This window comes from Butyrivibrio sp. AE3009 (genome assembly GCF_000420845.1).
Lineage (GTDB): Bacteria > Bacillota > Clostridia > Lachnospirales > Lachnospiraceae > Butyrivibrio.
Genome location: NZ_ATVS01000007.1, coordinates 113,707 through 135,242 on the forward strand (window position 1 = coordinate 113,707; position 21,536 = coordinate 135,242).

The 21,536-nt window shown below is 44.4% G+C and carries 19 protein-coding genes; 8 read left to right on the top strand and 11 right to left on the bottom strand.

All coding sequences use genetic code 11. The features are described from left to right. Positions 1-17 precede the first annotated feature (17 nt). On the bottom strand, positions 18-887 hold the full coding sequence (locus tag G588_RS0105735) for a TrmH family RNA methyltransferase (protein WP_022777802.1): 870 nt from the start codon (positions 885-887) through the stop codon (positions 18-20). A gap of 99 nt (positions 888-986) precedes the next feature. Between G588_RS0105735 and G588_RS0105740 the strand changes: the two genes are divergently transcribed. Then, on the top strand, positions 987-2,144 hold the full coding sequence (locus G588_RS0105740) for an MFS transporter (RefSeq protein WP_022777803.1): 1,158 nt from the start codon (positions 987-989) through the stop codon (positions 2,142-2,144). Positions 2,145-2,224: 80 nt separating this feature from the next. Here G588_RS0105740 and G588_RS0105745 read toward each other — a convergent pair whose 3' ends face one another. The 9 genes from G588_RS0105745 to G588_RS0105785 form a co-directional block, all read right to left on the bottom strand. Continuing rightward, complete coding sequence (locus G588_RS0105745) at positions 2,225-2,587, bottom strand: response regulator (RefSeq protein WP_022773049.1); 363 nt, start codon at positions 2,585-2,587, stop codon at positions 2,225-2,227. 170 nt (positions 2,588-2,757) lie between these two features. Further along, entirely contained in the window at positions 2,758-3,171 is a 414-nt protein-coding gene (locus G588_RS0105750; protein ID WP_022777804.1) for a hypothetical protein, read from the bottom strand. Beyond that, positions 3,168-3,683, bottom strand: a complete 516-nt coding sequence (locus tag G588_RS21320) for a hypothetical protein (protein WP_155830750.1) — start codon at positions 3,681-3,683, stop codon at positions 3,168-3,170. The genes G588_RS0105750 and G588_RS21320 overlap by 4 nt, the downstream gene beginning before the upstream one ends. A gap of 38 nt (positions 3,684-3,721) precedes the next feature. Next, complete coding sequence (locus G588_RS0105760; RefSeq protein WP_022777806.1) at positions 3,722-4,216, bottom strand: DUF4860 domain-containing protein; 495 nt, start codon at positions 4,214-4,216, stop codon at positions 3,722-3,724. A gap of 13 nt (positions 4,217-4,229) precedes the next feature. Then, a complete protein-coding gene (locus tag G588_RS0105765) occupies positions 4,230-4,574 on the bottom strand; it encodes a hypothetical protein (RefSeq protein ID WP_022777807.1) in 345 nt (114 codons plus the stop codon). Positions 4,575-4,589: 15 nt separating this feature from the next. Then, positions 4,590-5,645 (bottom strand): type II secretion system F family protein, encoded by a 1,056-nt coding sequence (locus G588_RS0105770; RefSeq protein ID WP_022777808.1) that lies wholly within the window; start codon positions 5,643-5,645, stop codon positions 4,590-4,592. 15 nt (positions 5,646-5,660) lie between these two features. Further along, on the bottom strand, positions 5,661-6,656 hold the full coding sequence (locus G588_RS0105775; RefSeq protein WP_022777809.1) for a transglutaminase-like domain-containing protein: 996 nt from the start codon (positions 6,654-6,656) through the stop codon (positions 5,661-5,663). 4 nt (positions 6,657-6,660) lie between these two features. Beyond that, positions 6,661-7,398, bottom strand: coding sequence for a GGDEF domain-containing protein (locus G588_RS0105780; RefSeq protein ID WP_022777810.1), 738 nt, complete (start codon positions 7,396-7,398; stop codon positions 6,661-6,663). Positions 7,399-7,520: 122 nt separating this feature from the next. After that, a complete protein-coding gene (locus G588_RS0105785; protein ID WP_022777811.1) occupies positions 7,521-8,339 on the bottom strand; it encodes a histidinol-phosphatase HisJ family protein in 819 nt (272 codons plus the stop codon). 290 nt (positions 8,340-8,629) lie between these two features. On the opposite strand from G588_RS0105785, the gene gap reads away from it, so the two are divergent. From gap to G588_RS0105820, 7 genes are all read left to right on the top strand, one after another. Further along, on the top strand, positions 8,630-9,661 hold the full coding sequence (gap, locus tag G588_RS0105790; protein ID WP_022777812.1) for a type I glyceraldehyde-3-phosphate dehydrogenase: 1,032 nt from the start codon (positions 8,630-8,632) through the stop codon (positions 9,659-9,661). A 109-nt stretch (positions 9,662-9,770) separates the two neighbouring features. Then, complete coding sequence (locus tag G588_RS0105795; protein ID WP_022777813.1) at positions 9,771-11,009, top strand: phosphoglycerate kinase; 1,239 nt, start codon at positions 9,771-9,773, stop codon at positions 11,007-11,009. A 175-nt stretch (positions 11,010-11,184) separates the two neighbouring features. Then, positions 11,185-11,931: a triose-phosphate isomerase gene (gene tpiA / locus G588_RS0105800; protein WP_022777814.1), complete on the top strand. Its 747-nt coding sequence runs from the start codon at positions 11,185-11,187 to the stop codon at positions 11,929-11,931. Positions 11,932-12,812: 881 nt separating this feature from the next. Continuing rightward, positions 12,813-13,688, top strand: a complete 876-nt coding sequence (locus G588_RS0105805) for an NAD-dependent epimerase/dehydratase family protein (protein ID WP_022777815.1) — start codon at positions 12,813-12,815, stop codon at positions 13,686-13,688. A 104-nt stretch (positions 13,689-13,792) separates the two neighbouring features. Continuing rightward, entirely contained in the window at positions 13,793-14,650 is an 858-nt protein-coding gene (locus G588_RS0105810) for a CPBP family intramembrane glutamic endopeptidase (protein WP_022777816.1), read from the top strand. Positions 14,651-14,828: 178 nt separating this feature from the next. After that, positions 14,829-19,070, top strand: a complete 4,242-nt coding sequence (locus tag G588_RS19360) for a lectin like domain-containing protein (RefSeq protein WP_022777817.1) — start codon at positions 14,829-14,831, stop codon at positions 19,068-19,070. 155 nt (positions 19,071-19,225) lie between these two features. Then, a complete protein-coding gene (locus G588_RS0105820) occupies positions 19,226-20,635 on the top strand; it encodes a sensor domain-containing diguanylate cyclase (RefSeq protein WP_022777818.1) in 1,410 nt (469 codons plus the stop codon). Positions 20,636-20,697: 62 nt separating this feature from the next. Here G588_RS0105820 and G588_RS0105825 read toward each other — a convergent pair whose 3' ends face one another. Beyond that, a complete protein-coding gene (locus G588_RS0105825) occupies positions 20,698-21,102 on the bottom strand; it encodes a DUF5684 domain-containing protein (protein ID WP_022777819.1) in 405 nt (134 codons plus the stop codon). Positions 21,103-21,536 lie beyond the last annotated feature (434 nt).

Genomic DNA, 21,536 nt, shown 5'->3' on the forward strand with positions numbered 1-21,536 from the left:
AGGACCTTCCTCGTATATTACGGGGAAGGTCTTTTTGATATCTCCCAAAAGGCCAGGGCGCTGGCTGCCGCCACATTAAGGGAATCAACGCCGGGGGCCATGGGTATTTTTACCACGTGATCGCTCTTATCAATGGTTTCGGATAGGAGTCCGTCTCCTTCGCTTCCCATTATAAGGGCGAGCTTTTCTTCTTTTTTGAGAGAGTCGTCGTCAATATAGACGGATTCTTTTCTAAGGGCCATAGCCGCTGTTTTATAGCCAAGGGAATGCAGATATTCCATTCCCTGTCCGGGCCAGTACATATTCTTGGAATCAATGAAGGTCCAGGGGATCAGGAACACATTTCCCATGCTGACCCTTATGCATCTTCTGTACAGGGGATCTGCGCAGGAGTGGGTAAGTAGCACCGCATCCATGGAAAGAGCTGCCGCAGAACGGAAGATTGCACCTACATTGGTGGGATTCATGACATTCTCAAGGATTACGATACGCCTTGCGTCCTTGAGGATATCACCGGGAGCGGGCATTTGTTTTCTCTTCATGGCACAGAGGCAACCGCCTGTTAGGTGATAACCTGTGAGAAGGTCCAGAGTCTTTTCATCCGCTACGTAGACAGGAAGGCTGTCGGTAAGCTTTTTGGCAGCTTCCAGGAGCTTGACGGACAGGTCTGAATTTCCGTCTGTAAGTTCCTCCAGATTGCTGTCACATACCAGCATAGATATGGGCTCATATCCGGCGTCAAGGGCCCTTTCCAGGACCTTCATGCTCTCGGCGATAAAAATACCGGGGGCAGGTTCATTAATGGTCAGAAGCTGCCTTTCGGGGATTTTTGAGTACACCTCCAGAGCCGGGATATCAAGGCTATTAATTTCTTGTATATTAAACATAATTACAGCTATTCCTTTACTTATTTGCGTCAAAAACATGATAAAATGTATACATGACCATTATATCAAAAAGTTTCATATAATGAGGAGATGTCCAAAATGAAAAAGACCCCGGATCTGTTGTGGCTATTTTTGTTTTTCATTATCTTCATCAACGGCTTTGAGGCGGGAGGCTACCAGGCAAGCCTCTATACCATCGGAAAGGTCTATGATCTTACCGAGAGTTCCAAGGGAATATTTGCTTCCGTGGAGCTGACGGCTACCATGCTGGCTCCGATAATACTTGGAAGCTGGGCTGACAGAACCAACAAGATACGATGCCTTCTTATAATGATGGGCATTCAGGCGATGGCTGCGCTTTTTGTATTTACCAGCTCTCTGCAGGCTGTGTTCATAGGAGGAATATTCTTCCTGGGACTTACAACCAGCGCTCTTCAGTTTATCGCGATCGCAGCACTTGCTGAGTATTATCCCGTGACAGGTGGCCGCAAGATCGGATTCATGACAGCAATGTATGCGCTCGGAGCTTTTGTGGCACCTCTTTTCGTTAAATATTATCTTGGAATAGGCGGAGACTGGAGGATATTGTTCATCACTCTTTTCATTGGCACAGTCATTGCATTTGCCGGCATTACGCTGTGGGGAAGAGGAGAGCCTAAAGAAGCAAAGGGCATAAAAGACAGTGCAGGAATATCGGGCAAATTTATTTTTGCGGGAGTATTTCTTTTGTGCGTTGTGATGTGCATCTACGTTGGATATGAGAACGGATTTGCCTTCTTCGTTGATACTCTTTTCACCGATGCTCTGATGTCAGATTACGGTAAGTTTGCATTATCTCTTTTCTGGCTTGTTATGATACCTTCAAGGGCTCTTGTGGGAATCTATTCGAAGTATGCACGTAAGATACTGATTGCCTCTGTAATCGCCATACCGCTTATCTCAGCGGTAATTTCAAGGGCTGACAGTGGCGTGATAGCACTTGTTCTGTGCATACCTCTAGGCTTTGCATGCGGAGCTATTTATCCCGGCGTTCTCAACATTTTGATGGAATACTGCGCAGATAAAAAAGCTACAGCCACCGGAATGATCACCACAGCCACCGGAATCGGCGGTGCGATCTTCACAGCTCTTACGGGAATAATGGGAGAGAAGATGGGACTTAGAAATGCTATTCTTGCTCTTTCCGGCTTTTTCATCATCTCCGTTGTATCGGTTCTTTGCCTTAGAGAGATTAAGCCAAATGAAGTGAAATCGTAAGAAATAGATAGGCATAATAATAAGGAGCTTGCAGAGGCAAGCTCCTGAATTTTTGGGGCTTTTTTTAGACGAATATTAAATTATCCGATAGCCTTCTTAACAGCCTCCAGAACACGATCTGCCTGGAAAGGTTTTACAATGAAGTCCTTGGCACCGGCCTGAATAGATTCAATTACCATTGCCTGCTGACCCATAGCAGAGCACATAATACAAACTGCATTAGGATCTGCAGCCTTGATTCCCTTCAAGGCTCCGATACCATCAAGCTCAGGCATGGTGATATCAAGAGTTACAAGGTCGGGCTTTAACTCATTATATTTTTCGATTGCTATTTTACCGTTCTCAGCTTCGCCGGCAATCTCATATCCATTCTTGGAAAGGATATCCTTAAGCATCATACGCATGAAAGCGGCGTCATCGGTAATGAGTATTCTTTTTCCCATATTGAACCTCCAATAAGTATTTTTAGTTGCTATGAAAATTAAAGCAATTCATTTTCTGAAATTAGTTGTTCAGTACATAATCTATTGTAACATGGATTTATAAATATATGCGTTAAATCGTTATGCAAAAAATTAAAATTTGATAAAGTCTTAGGGAAATTGTTTTAAATTCAGCCGTCTCTTTTCAGCACCGGAAGCGTTGTATCGTAGCCTGAATCTTCGAAGTTTACTATCTTCCACTGGGTTATGGTAAAGGTATTTTCCGAATTACCCGAGTTTTTTGTGAAATTTGACATTAACGTAATATTGAGCGATTGATTGTCGGTTATCGGTATACTCTTTGAAATTTTGCCCTTTGATGCACCTTCTGTATATCCTGAGTTGACCGCCGCCACAAAGGCATTTCCCTTATGACAGGCCTCATAGTAGGCCGCCTGTCTCCTGGACAGGTTATAGCTTAAGTTGTAGTCCGCCTTGGAGTTGACCATGGTAAGAGCCGAGAAGGAGATAAGACTCAGAACCGTGAAGATCAGCAGAATGGAGGCACTTCCCACGTGAGCGGGAGCCTGTCTGTCTTTGCTCATTGCGGCACCCCCTTTCCTACATAAATATCAACATTTCCGTGGTAGAGAAGCATATCTTCGTTCTCCGGAATAAAAGAATAGACTTCAGTGGTACCTCTAAGATCGATGGCAGCTACTTCTCCGACAACGGCGTCTCCCACAAGGGTTATTCCGTATTCATTTACGTCGCTGTAGACTTCATCTGCGCTTTTCCTGCGTGTCTCCAGAATTACTTCATAGGAGGCATCCACAAGCTCTGCATCCACATAATTCCATTCGTCGTCAAAAAACAGTACCACGGTAATAACATGTTCCTCGGAGTCGTCCTTACTGACAATTGCTTCGGGATAGAGCTTCTCCATCTCCTTTACGTCGCCTTTGGTTCCGTAAAAGGCTTCGGACAGATTCTGGGACCAGGTCAGGGCATTGCTAAGATTAATGCTTTCTTCGCTGAGACTGTGGGCAGCAGAATAAAGCCTTACACAGACTGCACTTGCAAGGGAAAAGAATAGAATGGCAATTATAAGTTCCATCAGGAACAAACTTATTTTAGAACTTGCCCGTCTGTTCATTACTGCTGTCTTGTACTCCTTTTGGCTATGTATAACCTGTTCTTGTTGCCGTCTTCGGTGACTATATCAACTTCCAGCACCGAATCGGTGTTTTCTGCTACGTTGAAGCTGTTTATCTTCAATATCTTCTGCCCCGACTGGGGATAAAAGGTCTTAATGCTGTCTCTTATATAGAGTTCCATGAGATAGCCCTCGTATTCATAGATATAGGTATCGTACAGGTCATTTCCCTGCTGTTCCTGCAGTACGAGAACATTTTTGCCAAAGAGCTCTTTAGTGAAGACTGCGCCGTTTTCGTCAGCCTGTCTTACCTTTTCGGTGACATAGGCGCTGGTGATCCTGTGGGAGTAATTGTCTGCCATCTGGCCGACATTTTTCTTGTAGATACTGGCGCCGATGCCTATAACCGACACCGCGCACAGGACGAAGAGGAACATCAGGCAGATGACGAACATCGTATCTATCACATGGCTCTTTTTACTATTTACATCCATCCAAGAGCCTCCTTTAATTGCCTTCAATCAGGATAACGGTTACATCGGGGTACAGATTGGATCCGATGGGCTGGTAATCCACGAAGAAGACAGATTTGTCATAAATTAGTCCGTAGTGGTCCTCCATGTACTCAAGACTCGGAGGATATCTGCCCTCGATGGCATAGCACTGGACAATGTCCCTTGAAAGAGCGTTTTCAAGAGATTCCTGCTGCTTCTTGACAGTGCCTCGTCCGGTCTCGTCCACAGCGATGAAGAAGAGAACCAGTACCATGGCAAAGATGAGGATAGAGATCACTCTGTAGAAGCTGTCCGATATATGAAGTTTGTGGCCATCGCCCATTTCAAATCTTGACATATCAGCCTTTCTTCATCAGCCTATGGTGGACATAATGCCCATCAGAGGAAGGATTACAGACAAAAGGATCATTCCTACGATTACGGATAAAACGATTACAAGTGTTGGTTCAAGTATCGAGATAAGAGAGAAGATCTTGCGCTCCGTCTCGTGTTCAAAGCGGTCGGCGATCTGCTTCATGGCAGCGTCCATGGACCCGGTCTTAAAGCCTACGGATACCATTTGTGAATAGAAGGAGGAGAAGATCTTGGATTTCTCAAGGGCTTCGGGGAAATTGTCGCCGTCAAGAAGGAGCTGTCTGCATTTTTCCACCTTGGCCTTCATCTCTTTGCTTTCCACCAGTTTGTTAACAAGGGCAAGACCCTCATAGGTGTCCATTCCGCTTGATAATGTCAGTACCATACCGCTGGCAAATCGCTCACTCTCAAGCTCCTGCATCAGCTTCTTGGTGGGGGCAAAAACGGTCAGGATGTTCCTGAAGGTCTTTTTTCCCGTTGAGGTTCCGGAGAAGAAGATGAAGAGTCCCGCCAGAACCACCAGTATGATAGTAAGAGCTGCCGAATAGCGGTTAAGAAGAGTTCCAAGATTAAGAAGTGACTGTGAGAAGCCGCTCATGCTGGTTCCCAGCTGGGCAAATACCTGCTCGAAGATGGGCAGTACCTTGACGATGAGAACCACCACAACCACAAGCATCATGAATACCATGATAAGAGGGTAGCTCACGGCGCTCTTGATATTGGACTGGATGTTTTCCTCTCTGTCATAGTAGTCGGCCAGGGATTCCATTACGGTGTCCAGAGTTCCGGACTCCTCGCCGATGGTTACCATGTGAATAACATAATCCGGGAAAACACCGCTCATCTGAAGAGCTACGTGGAACTGTTCGCCGCTTAGGAGAACCTGATTGATCCTATTAAGGAGCTTCTGGCTTCCTTTGTCGTGGATGTCCTGGAGAAGGATCTCAATGCCCTCTGAAGGTGAGATGCCGGCTTTTATAAGAAGAGACATCTGCCTGCAGAAGTTTGCTATTTCATAGCTGCTTAGTTTTTTGATAGTGCCATTGGTTTTCATGTTGCCTCCGGATGATTAATAAATATATTTTACAGAGTAGTTTTTGCCGTCTCCGATAAAAGATCTGAGTTTCTCGGTGTCGGTGGTGGATGCAAAGGTGGGATCCATCAGGGACCAGGTGGTTCCGTCAAATTCGATCATGCCGTTGACCCATCCGATGTCCTCGATATAGGTGCTGAGCCAGGCGTGATAGGCTGTTCCCGCATAACCAACCTCCATTCGGGTGGGGATTCGCTGGCTTCTTAACATACTGGTCATAAGAGCGGCGTAGTCAAGGCAGATACCTTTTCGTGTGGCAAGAACCTCATCGATGTCGGGCAGGTACCCGCTCTGAACCGATTCAGCCAGGTCGTAGTCATATTCGATATTGGTGATTACGAAGTTATAGATTGCCGATACAACATCAAGATCGCTGTTGCAGGAGTAGCACAGATCAGCTCCTTTTTGTATGGCATTGTCTGAAACTTCGAAGGATACATACTGATTGGGATACAGGAACGGCCCGAATTCATTGTCGAGGATTACCTCAATGGGCTGGGTAAATACCATTGAGTACTGGTTACTCTGAATGTTCTCGTACACGTTAACCATGTATTCGCCGTCGCCGGACTGAAGAGGGAAGACCTCATCTGTCGGTGTATCGACATTAAGACTGTAAGTGTAGGTGATCTCATCAGGGCCTGTGATCTGGAGTTTTACTTTGGGAGATGATCCGGTATAGCGCACAACCACATAGCCCTCCGATATATTGGAGGCGTCCACATGGGCAAAATCGTTCTCATAGGTAACCTTGCCCGGGGTTGTGGGCACAAGACAAACAGGGGCATTATCTCTGCTTCCCTTTTCGTGACTTACCGCTGCGCTTGTCTGGTCAGCGGAAGGCTGTGCGGCGCTTATTAAGTCCTCGGCGTCACCGCAGCTGTTCATGGTAAAAAGAAGACAGGTAATAACCCCTAAGAGGATATTTGCCCTTATTTTATTTAGTCTGTTTCCGGTCAGATTTTTTTTCATAATTTTACGAAAGTGTCTGAGGGGATTTCCGTAGCTTTTGGTAGCCAAGAGAGATTAGCTCGGAGATCTTTTCCTTATGCTCATCGATGTTAAGGACGCGGGAGTAGGATATTTCCATGGGAGCTCCCACGTTCATTTCGTTGTAACCGTGAATTCTTTTGGTCAGGTCAAGAAGGAACATATCTACTGCGGTGCTGTCGCAGTTTTCTATCAGCATGATGAATTCATTTCCGCCGTTGCGGCCAACGTAGCCGTAGTTCTCTGAGACTTCTTCCAGGATGGAGCAAAACTCTGAGATGAGCCAGTTACCGCCTGTATGTCCGGAATCTTCGTTGACGGAAGTAAGGTTATTGATCTGCATCAGGATAAAGCCCGCGCCAGGGAGTCTGTCGGGACTATCGAAGCTGTCGATCAGAATATCGCAGCTGTATCTGTTGGGGAGGCCTGTGAGCTTGTCCAGATAGGCCATTTTGTTGAGCCTTCGCCCTATTGAAACAGTGCGCTTAAGAACGTAGAAATCAAATATGACTGAGAAAGTAAAGAGAACGATACTGATGCCCACAATGATAATGAACAGATGAGCCATATCGTCAGCTTGCTTTATTTTATCGGATTCTGTGACAAATATAACGGTAAGTATGACAGTCAGAATGACAAGAATACAAAGAGAAATCACTTTGTATAGGAATATAGTGTTATAGACGTTAGCCCTCTTACTCTTATCATAAAACTCAGGTTTCATCGTAAACCTCCGCCTTAAACGCCATAATAGTTCACACATGTATCATTACTATTTTACTATATTTCGTTTATTGAATAAAGAAGAGGGCTGTTATCATATTATTAAAAAAATCGAAAATCTGATTATAGTTCGTGGGAGATGGGGCAGCGCCTGTCAAAGGTATAGTACTCGGTAAAGCCTGCGGACAGTGCAATCTCACAGATCTTATCAAAGCACAGGGCAACTCCCTCTGGGGCGTGGGCATCAGCGCCGAAGGTTATGATCTTACCTCCGAGAGCTTTGTATCTGGCAAGGGCTTCGGGGCAGGGATTGGACATGTGGAAATCACCGCCAAGGGCCTTGGAATTAAGGTCAAGGCCTTTGCCGCTTTTAATTACGACCATAAGGATCTCGTCGATAACTTCCCTGAATGCATTATAAGAATAAGTAGAGTCACCCTTGGGAACATATCTTGCAATGTAGTCAAGGTGTCCCAGTACATCATATTCGGTAAAGAGCTGTATGTTTTCCAGTGTCTGCTCGAAGTATCTTAGAATACCTGCCTTAACGGAAGGCTGTGACTCCCAGAACTGCATATAATAGGGATCCATTCTGTCCACCAGATGCTCCGAAGCTATGATAAAGTCAAAATCATGCTTTGCGGCAAGGGCAGTGTTTTCTGCGACGATCTGGGGCTGCATTCCTATCTCAATTCCGAATTTCAGAGTTATTTTGTCTGAATATTTTTCTTTATTTATAAGAAATTCTTTTTTGTAAGCTTCCACATCAAGCAAAAAGGGGTCCGGAGGCAGTTCAGGAAGCCTCGGAAAGTCCATATCCATATGCTCTGTAAAACAGATTTCCTTAAGCCCCTTATCGATGGCTGATTGTATCATAGATTCCATGGGAGCCTTGGAATCACCTGAGTTTGAGGAGTGCATGTGGTAGTCTGCAAGAATCATTTTGTTACGCCTTTCTGTTATATATATCTACTTTATATTGATAGACAATTCGGTTTTTAGGTCCAATTTAACTTTCTATAGTATAACTTATAAAAGATAATTTTACTTTTTTATTTTTTCTTGGGTTTTATGCAACTTCGATGGATTAACATTAAATATTTTGCTATATTCACTTGATTTATATGCTTTTTTTTATTAGAATTGTAGTTGCTGATAAAAAATTATCAATGCAGGTAATTATAAAGGAAACAGCAAACAATTAAATAAATTCATTTTAGGAGGAACTTAAAATGGCAGTAAAAGTTGCAATTAATGGTTTTGGTCGTATCGGTCGTCTTGCTTTCAGACAGATGTTCGGTGCAGAGGGCTACGAAGTAGTAGCTATCAACGATTTGACAAGCCCTAAGATGCTTGCTCATCTTCTCAAGTATGACTCATCACAGGGACGTTACGTTGAAGTAGGTCACGAGGATGACGTAACAGCTGATGACGAGGCTGGAACAATCACAGTAAAGGGCAAGACCATCAAGATCTACAAAGAGCCAGATGCTAATAACTGCCCTTGGGGTGAGCTTGGTGTAGACGTTGTTCTTGAGTGCTCAGGCTTCTACACATCTAAGGAGAAGGCACAGGCACACATCAACGCTGGTGCTAAGAAGGTTGTTATTTCTGCTCCTGCAGGAAATGATCTTCCTACAATCGTTTACAACGTTAACCACAAGACTCTTACAAAGGATGACAAGATCATTTCAGCTGCATCTTGCACAACAAACTGCCTTGCACCTATGGCTAAGGCTCTTAATGATTACGCTCCTATCCAGTCAGGTATCATGTGCACAATCCACGCTTACACAGGTGACCAGATGATCCTTGATGGTCCTCAGAGAAAGGGCGACCTTAGAAGATCACGTGCAGGTGCTGTTAACATCGTTCCTAACTCAACAGGTGCTGCTAAGGCTATCGGTCTTGTAATCCCTGAGCTTAACGGCAAGCTTATCGGCGCTGCTCAGCGTGTTCCTACACCTACAGGATCAACAACACTTCTTTTCGCAGTTGTTAAGAAGGCAGACGTTACTAAGGAAGCAGTTAACGCAGCAATGAAGGCAGCAGCTACAGAGTCATTCGGATACAACACAGACGAGATCGTTTCATCTGATATCGTTGGTATGAGATTCGGTTCACTCTTCGATGCTACTCAGACACTTGTTAACAAGGTTGACGACGATACATACGAAGTACAGGTTGTTTCATGGTATGACAACGAGAACTCATACACATCACAGATGGTTAGAACAATCAAGTATTTCGCTGAGCTTGGTTAATTAAGTTCTCCAATATCGAAATAGACTTTTTAAGAGGTCCGGTCCTTGTGGACCGGGCCTCTTTTCTTAAACAATCCTAATTCAAATTTAAATCCAGGAGGAAAAAAATATGTCACTCAACAAAAAGTCCGTAGATGACATCAATGTAAAGGGCAGACGTGTACTTGTTCGTTGCGATTTCAACGTACCTCTTAAGAACGGCGAGATCACAGACGAGACAAGAATCGTAGCTGCACTTCCCACAATTGAGAAGCTTGTAAAGGACGGTGGTAAGGTTATCCTTTGCTCACACCTTGGAAAGGTTAAGAATGGCCCCAACGAGGGTGAGTCACTTGCACCTGTAGCTAAGAGACTTTCTGAGAAGCTTGGCAAGGAAGTTAAGTTCATTGCTGATTACAATGTAACAGGCGCTGATGCTACAGCAGCTGTTGCAGCTATGAACGAGGGAGACGTAGTTCTTCTTCAGAACACAAGATTCCGTGGCAAGGAAGAGACCAAGCCTGAAGAGGCCGGTGAGGCTTTTGCTAAAGAGCTTGCTGATCTTGCTGACGACTATGTATGCGACGCTTTCGGTTCAGCTCACAGAGCACACGCTTCTGTAGCAGTTGTTACCAAGTTCATCACAGAGAAGGGTGGAAACAACGCAGTTGGATACCTCATGCAGAAGGAGATCGACTTCCTCGGCAATGCGGTTGAGAACCCTGTAAGACCTTTCGTAGCTATCCTTGGCGGCGCTAAGGTTGCTGATAAGCTCAACGTTATCAACACACTCCTTGATAAGTGCGATACTCTTATCATCGGTGGTGGTATGGCATACACATTCCTTAAGGCTAAGGGATACGAAGTTGGTAAGTCACTTCTTGACGAGACCAAGGTTGATTATTGTAAGGAAATGATGGAGAAGGCAGAGAAGGCCGGCAAGCAGCTCCTTCTTCCTATCGATACAGTTTGCATCGATGAGTTCCCTAATCCTATCGACAAGCCCGACATCACAACAACAGTTGTTGATGCTGACAAGATTCCTGCAGACAAGGAAGGCGCTGATATCGGACCTAAGACCATCGCTCTTTACTCTGAGGCAGTTAAGTCTGCTAAGACAGTAGTATGGAACGGACCTATGGGCGTATTCGAGAACCCTGTTCTTGCTACAGGTACCAAGGAAGTTGCTAAGGCACTTTCAGAGACAACCGCTACAACAATCATCGGTGGTGGTGACAGTGCAGCTGCTGTTAACCAGCTTGGCTATGCTGACAAGATGAGCCACATCTCAACAGGCGGCGGTGCTTCTCTTGAGTTCCTCGAGGGCAAGAAGCTTCCCGGCGTATACGCAGCAGACGATAGAGCGTAATATATGAGTCAAAGTGGCGGCATATCTGCTTGCAGAAAATGACGCAACCTTGACGAATAAACCGGTTGAGCAATATCCCGTACGTATTACGGAAGAGATATTGCGAAAGCGGTAGGATTTCGAGAGCGAAGCGAAGAAATCCGTGTTCGCTCAATGTAGAGAGGAGAATACCAAAATGGCAAGAAGACGTATTATCGCCGGAAACTGGAAGATGAACAAGACTCCCAGCGAGGCAGTAGCTCTTTGCGCAGAGCTCAAGGATCTTGTAAAGAATGATGATGTGGACGTAGTATACTGCGTTCCCGCTATTGATATCGTACCTGTAGCTGAGGCTGTTAAGGGTACAAACGTACATGTTGGTGCCGAGAACTTCTACATCGTAGACAGCGGCGCTTTCACAGGCGAGATTTCTGCTCCTATGCTTAAGGATGCAGGCGTTGAGTACGTTATCATCGGTCACTCAGAGAGAAGAGATATCTTCGGTGAGAACGATATCCTTATCAACCAGAAGGTTAAGAAGGCTTTCGCATCAGGCCTTACACCTATCCTTTGCTGCGGTGAGTCTCTTGCACTTCGTAAGGCAGACACCTACAAGGAGTGGATCGAGAGACAGATCACCTGGGATCTCTCAGGAGTAACAGCTGATCAGGTTAAGAAGCTTGTTATCGCTTACGAGCCTATCTGGGCTATCGGAACAGGCGAGACAGCTACAGCTGACCAGGCTGAGGAAGTTTGCGGACTTATCCGTGAGCTTATTGCCAAGCTCTATGATCAGGCTACAGCTGATGAAGTTCGTATCCAGTACGGCGGATCAATGAATGCAGGCAATGCTGCAGAGCTGCTTTCAAAGCCTAATATCGACGGCGGCCTTATCGGTGGCGCAAGCCTTAAGCCCGATTTCGGCAAGATCGTTAACGCATAACATTACGGCGTAGTTTATGGCGCCCGGTACTCCGTGAATGGAGGCCGGGCGTTTTTTGATGTGCCCCGGTACTCTTTGGATAGATGTCGGGCTCCTTTTGAATATGCGCAGAAATATATCTCACGGTGCTGGACACTCCGATGAGCCCTGGGCATGAAGTACTCGTGCATAAGGCACTCGTACTTCATAGGTCTCATCTCCATAGCCCCGAAATCGATATATTTCTGCGCATATTTAAAAGGAGCCCTATTATATCGCCAACCTATAGCATGGCATCGATTCAGGTAAACGCCCTGCTATATCGTCAGCCGATAGTACTGCACATGAATGCAGATTCATGCAAGCCACAAACAGACCTTCATTCCTCAATCGCGGTTTATCGTTAGAGCTGTTTTCTGGGCTTATAAGGAATCATTATCCTGATAATCATATGAAAAGGCAATTATTCCTTTTGCTAATATGCCTTTTTGAATCAATATCGAGCTGGCGATGATCATTTTACAGTATATAAGCATATTAAAATGAAAAAATCTGGGATGTTAATATGCATATCCGCAGTTATTTCAGTGGGATTGATGACAAAGATGCATATGAAATATTCTAATAAGTATGCGTTCATATGCCTTAGGTATAAAACAAGTCAGTTTTTGCAAAAAGAGGCACTATATCAATGCTGTTTTCCTACTGCAAATAATAAAAAATATGACAAGCACTAAGAACTAGACTGCCCTATGGAGTTGTGGGTATTTATGCCACACATAGTATGGGCGGATTTGAATCTGACGGGGGAGGAATAACTTTGTTTTTTCTGACAATTCTCTTTGTTTTGTATTACTGACTTTGGTATATTTAAAAGGTAGTTTCTGCATGGAGGTGCACATATGAAAATACTGGTTGTTGGTGGGACAAGATTTTTTGGTATTCCTATGGTCAATGCTCTGATTCGTAATGGGCATGATGTCACTATTGCCACGAGAGGCAATTCCAAGCCTGAATTCCAAGGGAAAACTGAATATTGCACGATGGACAGAATGGATCCGGAGAGCGTTAAGAAGGCGCTTGGAGGTAAGCATTTTGATCTGATAATCGATAAGATTGCCTATGGTTCCAATGATGTTAAGGCGCTTCTTGAAAACGTAATTTGTGATAAATATATCCAGATGTCTACCTGTTCTGTTTATTTCAATGACCACGCATGCATAAGTGAGGATGAGTTCAGGACGCAGGAGTATGAGCTTCGGTGGGAGGGCAGGCTCTCTGATTATTCTGAGACCAAGAGACTGGCTGAGAGGGCGACACTTGAGTTCATGGATCCCGACAGGATTTCTTTTGTGAGATACCCGGTGGTTATGGGTGAGAATGATTATACGGGAAGGCTGGATTTCTATATAGAGCACATCAGGGATGAGAAGCCTATGAACATCGATGACATGGATGGAAGAATGGCTTTCATATATGAGAAGGATGCAGGGGAGTTCATTGCATATCTGGCGGATCATTTTGTTTCGGGACCTGTAAATGGATGTTCCGAAGATCCGGTGAAGATTGGAAACATGATCGCTTATATCGAAAATGCATTGGGTAAAAAAGCGATTATTACCTTAGACGGCGACGCTGCACCCTACAAGGGGCTTAAGGGTGAACGAAGCTTTAATACAGAAAGGGCACGTCAAACGGGCTATCACTTCCGCAAGCTATCAGATTGGCTGTATCCTCTGATTGACGCTAGAATCGCTGCTTTGGGGAAAAAGGTATAATTTAAACTTTAAGAAACGCATTAAGTATAGTATAGTAATAGAGTGCATGTTTTCTGACAACTCGGGGAACTGACATCAAAAAGCATATTGGAAGGAGAAAATGTATGGAAACAAAAAAGAGTAATAAGGGGCTGACAGTCCTGGCAGTAATAGGAATTCTGTTACTGTATATGCTGATTCAGATATTGGTCGGCTCTGTTGTAGGAGGCATTATTGCGGCCTTTAGTGTAGATGATCCCACTGATGTGAATGCTCTTACACAGGCTATTATGAAATTAACTCCGGTTCTGCAGCTGGTAGCAGGTGTTATCCTGCTGATAGTATTCGGCCTCTGGTATAATCTGGGATTTGTCAAAAAGGATAAGGCAGAGGGAGTGTACGAGTCCGGCTTTAAGAAAACCTTTAATGTGAAGACTATCGTATTTGTAGTAACCCTTGCTCTCGGAATCTATTTTTTCACAACTGTTTTCGCAGAGTTCATTGCCTGGGCTATTCCCGGTAGTGCTGAGCTTTTGAACACACTCATGGAAATGTCCACAGAGGGAAATGAAGTAGTTGGATTTATTTATATAGCTCTTCTTGGACCTATTGCGGAAGAGCTGGCATTTAGAGGTGTTGCCCTTAGAAGCTCCAAGAAGGCCTTCGGAATCGTTGGATCCGTTATCTTAACAGCTGTTATGTTCGGTATTATGCATATGAACCCTCTTCAGAGTCTGTATGCAATTCCTCTCGGAGCAGCTTATGCATTTGTGGCTTATAAGTTCAAATCCATTGTTCCAACCTGCATCATGCATATCATCAACAACTCCACAGCAATGATCCTGTCTTATGTGATCCCCGGAGACAGTAACATTGTCGTATGCATCGTGCTGGCAGTAGTATTCCTTGCAGCAGCAATTTTCCTTGGTAAGGACCTTCCTGTATTTAAAAAGACAGAGGAGAAGGCTGAGATTCCTGCCTGAGCAGCTGATACAGAAGAAGTAAATTTGTTTCATCAGTAGGATGGGATGCTTGAAAAACTGCGCCAAATATAATCGAAATACTGTTTAAAACTATTGAGAACCATGCCTTACAGCGAGTAGACTAAAATGCTGGGGATCAGTAAGAAAACAATTTTCGAACATATGAGGTGTGGTCATTATGAAAAAGAAATATGTGGCAATGTTATTGGTAGCTGCGATGCTTGTTTCAGGAACAGGCACAGCTTATGCTGCAGAATATATCGAAACTCCTTCGGAAGATGAGGCTTTATTTGAAGAGTCTGATCTTTCGGAGGAGTTTTATGCGTTAGATGAAGATATTTCGGATGAGATATTATCAGATGAAGCAGCTGAGAACGTAGATGAAATATCAGAGGGCTTGGATGTAATATCTGAAGACACAGATACAATATCAGAAGATATAGACACGATAACAGAAGATTCGGACGTAATATCCGAGGATTCTGCGGACGAAGAACAGCTCCAGCTCCTTGAGGAATCCGAAACGGAGGCAACGGCTGCGGCAGGTAACTCCAACGCAGTAGATTATATTGAAGTATACACAGGCTATGTGCCTTCAGAGAATCCCATTGAGATCACAGACCTCAGGGAAGCGTCAGAAATTGAATTTCTGGAGGAAGTTGAATATCCAAAGAGCTACACAACAAGCCTTCTTCCGCCTCTTCGCAGTCAGTCTCCCTATGGCACCTGCTGGGCCCATGCCACACTTGCTCTGGCAGAGATAAATGCGCTTAAGAAGGGCTTAGCTACTGAAGTGGATTTTTCAGAGCTGCACCTTGCCTATTTTAATTCAAACCATGTAGCAGATCCTCTTGGAGGCCTGACCGGATATTCACAGAAAAATCTATCCTCTTTCCTTGATGGCAACAATGAAGAATCAGCCATGGCAACCCTTTCCGGATGGATGGGCCTTGCAAGTGAGGAGAGATACCCTTATAGAAGTGCTACTTACATACAGTCGGAAGGACTTCAGGATGAAGCTGCCTATGATGATGCTATGCATGTTCAGGGCTTCATCAAGGAGAAGGCTACACAGAATTCTATCAAGAAGCTTGTAACAGAATATGGTGCTGTGGGAATTGACTATCATACCCCCAACAGTTATTCACCTTCTTATTCCACTGCGGAGTATAACCCTGATAAAGCAGCTTTCTGTAATCCCACAGGCGGTTCTCTCTACCCTAATCATGCTGTTGTTATAGTGGGTTGGGATGACGATTTTTCTGCAGGCAATTTCACCTGCAAACCTGCCGGCAACGGAGCATGGCTTGTAAGAAACAGCTGGACCCAGGGAAATATTAATACCAAGGGATATGCGGGATATTTCTGGATGTCTTATTACGAACCTTCCATGTCCTACTATGTGTATGCCCTTGATGTTGAATCTGCAGATAACTATGACAACAATTATCAGTACGGACTTGGCGGCGGTTATGATGCAAATGGTGGTGAAGCCTATGCAACTGTCTTCGAGGCTCATGCTGAGGGCGGTGCCTACGGTGAAAAGATTGAAGCGGTAGCTTTTTACACGAATAATGTCGGCGCAGAATATTCTATCGAAATATACAGAAATGTTACAGGTGATGAGAGCCTTGGGACCCTCTGCCCTGAAGCATCTGTAACGGGAATCGCAGAGTATGCGGGCTATAAGACAGTTAAACTGCCGACTCCTGTAACCGTTGCAAAGGGAGAAAAGTTTGCGATTGTCATGAGGGGAGAGCATTGCCCCTATGGCGGTGGCGGAGCCAGGGACGGTCGTGGTTACATTTATAAGAACGGCAGATGGAGTAATTGGAGTAGTGTATTGTCCGTGAAGGCATTTACCAAAAATGTTGCAGCTACGGAAACAGTGCTTCCGACAGGAATCTCTTTTACCAATATCACAGATAGCAAGATCGAACTTGCCAAAGAGAAGTATTACAAAGTAAATACTAAGATTGAGCCCTATAATTCAACCTATAGGGACATAGTCTGGAGTAGTACAAATGATAAGGTAGCATTCGTTGAGGATGGCCTTCTTAGGGCAAAGGACTATGGAACAGCAACCATAACCGCAAAGGTATCAGGTACGGATGTATCCTCTTCATTTGAAGTGACCGTTAAGAACGAGCTTGTTGCCATCAGCGCCTATCTCTACAGCCAGTGTATTTATCCTTCTGTTTATTACGAATATCATTACAGCACTATACCATCCGATTACATACCTATGGAAAAGGCGAAGTGGACAAGTTCTGAGCCGGAGGTTATGGAGATCACTGAGGATGGCATCGGATATGAGAGAGGCTCTGGTGTTACACAGCTCACTGTAACAATGGACGGTAAGTTCGCAAGCGTAACTTATACCAAAGCACCCACGTCAGATTATTATTCCAAGGAAGTTCACGAGGACCGCTCTGTAACACTTAAGTTAAAACGACTTCCCGGAGAAAAAGAATATATCATCATGGACGGGGACAGGACTGTAGCCCAGATAACAGCGGACGGAAGAAAAGAATATGTGGTAACCGACGATTACTACAAGGACAGAACAGCGACCGGGGTTACCTATAGAATAATCTGGAGATTCGGCGACGATAAAAATACTTACAGACATCAGCTGTCCACAAGCTATTCATTTGGAGATAAGTACCTGATCACCTATCATCTCGGCGAAGGTACTCAGAACCCGGACAATCCCGAGTACTATATCAGCGGTAATTACTATAAGCTCCACGACCCCGAAGCACCGGAAGGATTTACTTTTGACGGATGGTATCTGGATGAGGATTATACCCAAAAAGCATCTTGCATCAGTGTCGATTATACCGGAGATCTGGACCTCTACGCAAAGTATTCTTCCAGGAAGCAGATGATCTGGGGCGATATTGATGAACAGATGCAAAAAGAGCTGTTCGAAGGGGATGAAAAAGCTGTCCCTCAGGGCTTGTGGTACGCATTCGGAAATAATAAGAAGGGCTACGGGAAAAGAGTTTTTTACGGACCTTCCAATACCGATCTTAAGGCAGTTTATAACGGCTCAGCTATTACATTTGATGGAGAGATCAACGTATTTAAAGGCACAGAAAGGCTCCTGGAAGGCAGAGACTATACTGTTTCCTACAAGAACAACATAGCAGCTGCCGGTCATAATGGCGCAAAGGCACCTTCAATAATTATTAACGGCATCGGTATTTACCAAAGCACATCGACCTTCACTTTTGATATAGAACAGGCGCAGCTGTCAGATGCAGAGCTTGTTTCTGAGACTCATGTGGCTCTGATGGCCGGTAAAAGCAGCAAACTTGGAAGTATCAGACCTGTCATCGAATTCGCCGGCAAGACACTTAAGGAAGGTAAGGATTATCAGCTTATCTATCATGAAGGCAGCAGAGACGGAGCCGTTGTAAATAACCCCGGTGCTACAGTTTTGTCAGATCCCGGCAAGACTTACATCATCGTGGCAACAGCTATGGCAGGCGGTAACTATACAGGAGAAATGCTGCAGATCGTCAGCGTAACAACAGCAGACCCTGCAAAGTCCGTGAGCGCATCTAAGCTTAAGGTTACAGCCGCTAACGGCAAAGCCCTTAAGCTTACCTATACTACAGGAGACAGAGTAGATATTCAGGAAGCCTTTGATAATTCTGACGGCAAGACTCCGATAGCTGTTGTGAAATACAAAAAGAAAGTGCTCACCTATGGCGTGGACTACACTGTGGAAGAAATCTCCGGCGACTTTAAGTCTGCAGGAAAACACAGATTTGCAATAAACGGAATTGTGAAGGACAGCTCCGCAGAGCCCTTCTATGTCGGAAGCAAAAATGCCGATCTGGAGATCAAAGGAACTCCCATGAGTAAGGTCAAGATATCAGGTCTTCTAAAATCTGTGGATTATTCAGGTGAGTCCCTGAGCTTCGAGGATATTTCTGCAGAAGGTGGCATCACCCTTTACCACAAGGATAGCAAGACCAAGCTGACAAAAGTCCTGACAAGATCAGAGGATGGCATTAACGGAGACTATACAGTAAGCTTCGCAAACAACGGAAATGCCGGAAAATATACCCTTGAACTTAGGGGAATAAATGGCTACAGCGGAGCTATCAAAAAGACTGTCAAGGTCAAGGCTTATAACATCAAAAAGGATGCCGGTCAGAAAATTGAAATTAACGCGGAGCAGGCTGTTTTGAGAAATGGCAGAGCTTATCCCGTAGTAACTGTCACTTTTAAAACCGAAAAGGGTACGGTAACCCTCAAGGAAGGTGTTGATTACACCCTTTCCTACAAGAACAACAAGAAGATACCTACAGCCGGCACAAAGAAACTCCCGACTGTTGTGGTTAAGGGTAAAGGCAACTTTACAGGACAGAGCAGCAAGACTTTTGTTGTGATTGCAGATGAGTAATATTATTACTTATATTCATAAATTATTTAGATATCCCTTAAGCTAATTTAAGATTTGAGGGGCCAAAAAATGGTATCATATCTTTGTGAGAGTGCGGCTTGACGTTAATATATGCTCACAATAATGTTTATCGGAGGATTGATAGGCAAATTATCATGTTCGAGAACAAACGGCCCCTCAAAAAAAGCATATTCATCGGCTGTTCTGCCTTTATTGTATTGCTGTGTCTGGTCCTTAGTATTCTGACCTACAGAACCTATACGCAGTCTCTTTATTCTGCCTATGAAGAGAGAATGACCGACATTATCGAGTATGTCTACAGCCATATCGATATGGAGGATCTTGAACAGTGCGTAGAGACTAAGCAGGAATCTGAGAAGTTTGTTCAGCTCACTGCTTTTATGGATGGGATAATGGAGGACTTCGATGTCCATTATCTCTATATTGTAATGCCTATCAGTACTGATCCGCCTCTGATGATGAACGTAATTTCCGCAGATACTGCCTACGGAAGAGCTACAGACCCCGATGGTTATTATCTCGGTCTGGTATCACCGGAGGACTATGAGCCTGATGAGATAGCCAGATTTTTTACGGCTATGGAAAATGACGGAATCACTTTCTTTAAGGATTTCAGTGTATGGGGCTATGATTATACCGGTCTTTTACCTCTTAAGGGTTCTGACGGCGAGATATTCGCTGTTTTATGCGTAGACATCGAAGTCTATGAGCTTGAGAAGGATATTCGTGAGTACACTGCAATGAATGTTGTGCTCATTGTTATTCTCGGTCTTTTCTTTATTTCATTTTTCCTGTACTGGATGACAAGGAACATAACAGAGCCCATCAGCAAGCTGGAAAAGAGCGTTGTTTCTTTTGCCAGAATATCCCATGAGCAAAAGGATCCGGACAAGCTTGAATATGATGCTCCTCCAATCCATACCCACAATGAGGTTGAATCCCTATCCAATGCGGTAGAACAGATGTCCAAGGACATGAAGACCTATGTTAAGAATATCGTGGACGCTGAGGGCAAGGTGGAAGTTATGAAGACCCAGGTGAGCCACATGGATATGCTGGCTTATCAGGACGCTCTGACTCACGTTAAGAATAAGGCCTGGTATGACAAGGTAAGAGAGAGAATCAACAAAGACATCAACTCGGGAAGAGCCAGATTTGCGATTGTTATGGCTGATCTCAATAATCTTAAGAAGATCAATGACACCTTCGGACATGAGCACGGCAACGATTATATCTTTGGAGCCTGCCATGAGCTCTGCGTAATGTATGATCATTCTCCGGTATTCAGGATCGGAGGCGATGAGTTCGTTATCCTGTTGGAAAACAGGGATTATGATAACAGAGAAGTGCTCTTTAGGAAGATGAAGGAAGTATTTGATTATACTGCTAATGACACCACCCGTGATGCCTGGGAGCGTTATTCCGTGGCAATGGGGATGGCAATCTACAATGTGACCACCGACAATTCCATGGATGATGTGTTCAAGAGAGCAGATGCCGAGATGTACAAGGATAAGCAGTCATCCAAGAATGCGAGAGAATAATAACAATATAATATGAATAAGTCACGGGGTGATTCAATAGTGAATCGTCCCGTGTTTTTAACTTAGGCTGTGCGAACATAGCGGGAGCCGCCAAAGCCCAGGATGATGCGGCCAAGACCAGCTGAGAGGATGAGAATGATTCCCATGAACATACCGTTACCGAAGGCCTTTGAGAACTTGAAACAGAAAATAATCTGAAGGAGCATTGATGCGGCGGAAGTTATGGAGATCAGCAGGGAATCTGCATCAAAGGCCACAAGTAACAGTGAGACTACTGTAAGTGCGATTGAAAGTAATCCATATCTTCCTTTCCAGCATAGCTTGTATTCCACATATATATTGTAAAGCGGTATAAGGCTCTGCCAGCCGGGGCGGCCTGCCTTCAAAAATATTATCCAGTTGGATATAAGAACAAGAATTGCTATTATCATGGCGCAAAAGCCATATCCGAAAATTTCGTCTACCATTTTTCCCTCCTATGATCTCATGCCAAGAGGTCATCTTTCAGGTTCATGTTTCTGAAGATAATCAAATATCTGTTTTTCTATGTTGCCAGCTAATGGTATCACTCGGAGTATCACACTACTGTCACAAGAAGGATAAGGAAGAATTAATAAGTATTAAGAAGTATTAAATATGTGTAAAGTGCCTTAAGTATTGAGTTTACCCACCGATATATATATCAGAAAGGAGGAAGATAAAGCGATGAGAAATCTTCCTAAGAGATAAAGTACCGTCACTGCGGCAGGATCCCGGTGGCGGTGCTTTTTTTATGGGTGAATTAAGAGGGTGTGGAGAGAGTAGTATGAAAGGTATGGAGTTGTCACAGTATAACACGGAAATAGTTTAGACTTCTGCAGCCGGACGCACACCCTTGACAGCACAAAGAATAATTGCTGCG

Excerpts from the sequence above, each read along its gene's own strand:
- G588_RS0105735 (WP_022777802.1), bottom strand. The coding sequence starts at position 887 with ATGTTTAATATACAAGAAATTAATAGCCTTGATATCCCGGCTCTGGAG.
- G588_RS0105740 (WP_022777803.1), top strand. The coding sequence starts at position 987 with ATGAAAAAGACCCCGGATCTGTTGTGGCTATTTTTGTTTTTCATTATC.
- G588_RS0105745 (WP_022773049.1), bottom strand. The coding sequence starts at position 2,587 with ATGGGAAAAAGAATACTCATTACCGATGACGCCGCTTTCATGCGTATG.
- G588_RS0105750 (WP_022777804.1), bottom strand. The coding sequence starts at position 3,171 with ATGAGCAAAGACAGACAGGCTCCCGCTCACGTGGGAAGTGCCTCCATT.
- G588_RS21320 (WP_155830750.1), bottom strand. The coding sequence starts at position 3,683 with ATGGAACTTATAATTGCCATTCTATTCTTTTCCCTTGCAAGTGCAGTC.
- G588_RS0105760 (WP_022777806.1), bottom strand. The coding sequence starts at position 4,216 with ATGGATGTAAATAGTAAAAAGAGCCATGTGATAGATACGATGTTCGTC.
- G588_RS0105765 (WP_022777807.1), bottom strand. The coding sequence starts at position 4,574 with ATGTCAAGATTTGAAATGGGCGATGGCCACAAACTTCATATATCGGAC.
- G588_RS0105770 (WP_022777808.1), bottom strand. The coding sequence starts at position 5,645 with ATGAAAACCAATGGCACTATCAAAAAACTAAGCAGCTATGAAATAGCA.
- G588_RS0105775 (WP_022777809.1), bottom strand. The coding sequence starts at position 6,656 with ATGAAAAAAAATCTGACCGGAAACAGACTAAATAAAATAAGGGCAAAT.
- G588_RS0105780 (WP_022777810.1), bottom strand. The coding sequence starts at position 7,398 with ATGAAACCTGAGTTTTATGATAAGAGTAAGAGGGCTAACGTCTATAAC.
- G588_RS0105785 (WP_022777811.1), bottom strand. The coding sequence starts at position 8,339 with ATGATTCTTGCAGACTACCACATGCACTCCTCAAACTCAGGTGATTCC.
- gap (WP_022777812.1), top strand. The coding sequence starts at position 8,630 with ATGGCAGTAAAAGTTGCAATTAATGGTTTTGGTCGTATCGGTCGTCTT.
- G588_RS0105795 (WP_022777813.1), top strand. The coding sequence starts at position 9,771 with ATGTCACTCAACAAAAAGTCCGTAGATGACATCAATGTAAAGGGCAGA.
- tpiA (WP_022777814.1), top strand. The coding sequence starts at position 11,185 with ATGGCAAGAAGACGTATTATCGCCGGAAACTGGAAGATGAACAAGACT.
- G588_RS0105805 (WP_022777815.1), top strand. The coding sequence starts at position 12,813 with ATGAAAATACTGGTTGTTGGTGGGACAAGATTTTTTGGTATTCCTATG.
- G588_RS0105810 (WP_022777816.1), top strand. The coding sequence starts at position 13,793 with ATGGAAACAAAAAAGAGTAATAAGGGGCTGACAGTCCTGGCAGTAATA.
- G588_RS19360 (WP_022777817.1), top strand. The coding sequence starts at position 14,829 with ATGAAAAAGAAATATGTGGCAATGTTATTGGTAGCTGCGATGCTTGTT.
- G588_RS0105820 (WP_022777818.1), top strand. The coding sequence starts at position 19,226 with ATGTTCGAGAACAAACGGCCCCTCAAAAAAAGCATATTCATCGGCTGT.
- G588_RS0105825 (WP_022777819.1), bottom strand. The coding sequence starts at position 21,102 with ATGGTAGACGAAATTTTCGGATATGGCTTTTGCGCCATGATAATAGCA.